The organism is Streptomyces sp. NPDC002785, from assembly GCF_040295565.1.
Taxonomy (GTDB): domain Bacteria; phylum Actinomycetota; class Actinomycetes; order Streptomycetales; family Streptomycetaceae; genus Streptomyces.
Window position 1 is genome coordinate 1 of sequence record NZ_JBEOVN010000376.1, and the last position, 3,061, is coordinate 3,061.

The 3,061-nt window shown below is 68.3% G+C and carries 1 protein-coding gene and 1 pseudogene; one reads left to right on the forward strand and one right to left on the reverse strand.

Annotation, left to right across the window (positions count from 1 at the left end; translation table 11 throughout):
• Positions 1-273: 273 nt before the first annotated feature.
• Positions 274-1,161 (reverse strand): hypothetical protein, encoded by an 888-nt coding sequence (locus ABTZ94_RS37075; protein ID WP_351207799.1) that lies wholly within the window; start codon positions 1,159-1,161, stop codon positions 274-276.
• A gap of 517 nt (positions 1,162-1,678) precedes the next feature.
• Between ABTZ94_RS37075 and ABTZ94_RS37080 the strand changes: the two are divergent.
• A pseudogene (locus ABTZ94_RS37080) lies at positions 1,679-3,013 on the forward strand (NF041680 family putative transposase); the annotation flags it as partial.
• Positions 3,014-3,061 lie beyond the last annotated feature (48 nt).

Genomic DNA, 3,061 nt, shown 5'->3' on the forward strand with positions numbered 1-3,061 from the left:
GCCGCCTCACCGTCGGCGTACCGGCCGAGGAGACCCGCCGCCGCGTCCTAGCGTTCCTGCCTGACGCCCCCAGGCGGCCGCTTGCGCCCGCGGCCGGGAGGCTGCGGGGGCGCGGGCCTCGGGGATCCTGCCGCCGTGGTGCCGCAAGTCCCCGAAGACCGCCGCTGCGGCGAACCGCAGAGCTATGACGGGCTGGTGCGCATGTATCGGCGCTCGGAGGCCACGCGGACTACCGCTGCACCTTGAAGGCGCAGCGGTAGGTGTGTCTCTCCGTCAGGACCAGATGCCCAACATCAGGTACGAGAGCCACCCCGACACATGGATGGTCGAGTCAGCCACGCCGAAGATGCCGCTGTCCGCGTCGACCGAGGCGGAGAACCCCGCCTGAATGAAGTACCAGTGGCCGCCCGTTGCCGGGAAGTGCGTGTCTGCGTCGATCCACTCGCCTTCCGTATGGTCACCATGTGCCTCGAACCAGCCCACGCCGTCATTCCAGCCCGGTGCGATGGGGGCTGCCGGCAGCGCTGTCTGGGCGGTGTCGTCCCAGATCTGAAGCGTGGTCGCGAACCGGCTGTGTGCGACATAGCCCATCGCCTGCTGGTGCCAGTCCCTGTTGAAGTAGATCGACGTGCTGAGTCGCAGGGCGGGGTTGTCCTGGGGGACGAAGAACCAGGAACCCATGCTGAGGGAACACGCGTCGGAAGATCCGATGGCTTGCACGTCCAGGCTGAAAGTCGCATGCTCGGCACTGACCGCGGCGCCCGAACCGGACGTAAAACCCCCGTCGTACGGCGGCGACTTGAGGACGAAGTCGACATCCGCGTTCATCCGCCAGTCCTGCGGCGCAGCCGCATATGCGGGGGGCGAGGACGAGGTCCCGGTCTTGGTCTCCAGCCGCCCCTTCTGGTCGGCTCCGAGTGGCTTCGCGGCCTCCCGCAGGTCGGGAACGTCCAGGAGTCGGTCCACGACGGGACGCGCCAACCCGGCGTCGTGCTCGAACTGCTTCTGCCGGCGTACGGCGTCGGCCTGGAGCCGTTCGACGAACCCTGTGCCGACATCGTCGGCGGTCCGGGGCTCAGGCCTGGATGACGCGAGTGAGGCCTCAAGTGACCTGACCTCATCGATGCCTTGAGCATGGCGGGGGTGGAGCAGCGTTGGCATCCTGGTGCACCTCGAAGCGATGGACAGACCCGTCGACTGGTGGAGCGAGGTGAACTTCGCTACGAAGAACGGGCGAAGTCGTGGTCAGGTTGAACCGGCCTGGACGTTGGTCCGGCCGTCGCCCACCTAGGCCGTCGGGCTGCGCGACGTTGTGTCGTTCATCGGCACCTTCCTTTTCAGGCTCTCACGCACAGCCGCGGCTCGCATCCGGTTGAGCCCGACCCCGGGACACCGATCGTCCGGGAGGGACGATCTTCGGCAAGGTCCCAGCGCCCTGGACCCTCTCCCCGCCGATCCACAGGCTTTGACAATTGCTCCGCGCGTGGGCGCCACGGACCGAGCACCGGAAAGTGTGGGGTGCCCAGGGGGGTGGCTAACTTGATCTTTAACCTGGGGTGTCGAACGGCTTCTCTTACTTGATCACTCGGTCTGGTAACTGCCGTGCATGTAGGCGGCCTTCGGCTGAGCATGTGATCCGACCAAGGAACACACAACGCTCAGCACGAAGGCCGTGGGGATGAGTCTGCTGCATCACGTCGTCCGGCAGGATCCGTTTGCGGAACTGTCACGCTTCCGGGGTGCGTTCTACTCCTGTCTGACCCGGCGTGCGGACGCGTTGTTCGAACTCGCGGACGCCGTGTTGTGCGCGGATGGTCCGGTCCGGTCGCTGGTGGAGCTGTCGCTGGTGGGCGAGCACCGTCGCGGGCACGGTGGGCTCTACGACGCCCTGGCTGCGGGCCAGGTCGATGTGGCCCGGCTGCGGCGGGCCCTGGCGGAGGTGCCGCTGCCGCGGGCGGCGGACGGACGGCTGGTCCTGGCCGCCGACATCACCTGCTGGCTGCGGCCCAGCGCGCACACCTCACCGCAGCGGATCCTGTGCCACACCTACGGGCGGGGCAAGGACCAGCACATTCCCGTTCCCGGCTGGCCGTACTCAGTGATCTGCGCACTGGAGACGGGACGTACCTCGTGGACCGCGCCGCTGGACGCGCTGCGGCTGGCACCGGGCGACGACGCTGCCACCGTCACGGCCGGGCAGATGCGTGAACTTGTCGAGCGGCTGATCGCGGCCGGGCAGTGGAAGGACACCGACCCGCAGATCCTGATCGTGGTGGATGCCGGATATGACGTGCCTCGCCTGGCCTTCCTGCTGAAGGATCTGCCGGTGCAGGTGCTGGGCCGGATGCGTTCGGACCGTGTCCTGCGCCGTGCGGCACCGCCCCGCGAGCCCGGCGTCCGGGGCCGTCCGCCCCGCCATGGCGGCGAGTTCGCCTTCGGTGACCCCACCACCTGGAACATCCCCGACGCGCAAACGGTGACCGCAACCCGTCTCTACGGCACCGCCACCGTCCGGGCCTGGGACCGGCTCCATCCGCGACTGACCCACCGTTCGGCCTGGACTGCCCAGCTGGGCGCCCTGCCGGTGATCGAGGGGACCGTGATCCGCCTGCAGGTCGAGTACCTGCCCAGCGGTGCGACGCCGAAGCCGGTGTGGCTGTGGTGGTCGGGCACCGACGCCACCACAGCCGACATCAACCGTCTGTGGCAGGCGTTTCTGCGACGCTTCGACATCGAGCACACCTTCCGCCTGTTCAAACAGACCCTGGGCTGGACCTGCCCGAAGATCCGCACCCCCGAAGCCGCCGACCGCTGGACCTGGCTGATCGTCGCCGTCTTCACCCAGCTCCGGCTCGCCCGCCCGCTGGCGGCAGACCTCCGGCGGCCGTGGGAGAAGCCGGTCCCGCCCGACAGACTCACCCCCGCACGAGTCAGTCGCGACTTTCGGCACCTCCGGCCGAAGGCCACGAGGCTGTCGCACGGCTCCTGCCCGGTGAAAGTCAAGAGCCCTTCTTGGACGTGTGGTTGATGAGCTTGTTGAGGTTGTGCACCGTGCCGAGGA

What these genes read in the sequence shown, in the direction of transcription:
- ABTZ94_RS37075 (WP_351207799.1), bottom strand. Translation starts at nt 1,161, where the DNA reads ATGCCAACGCTGCTCCACCCCCGCCATGCTCAAGGCATCGATGAGGTC.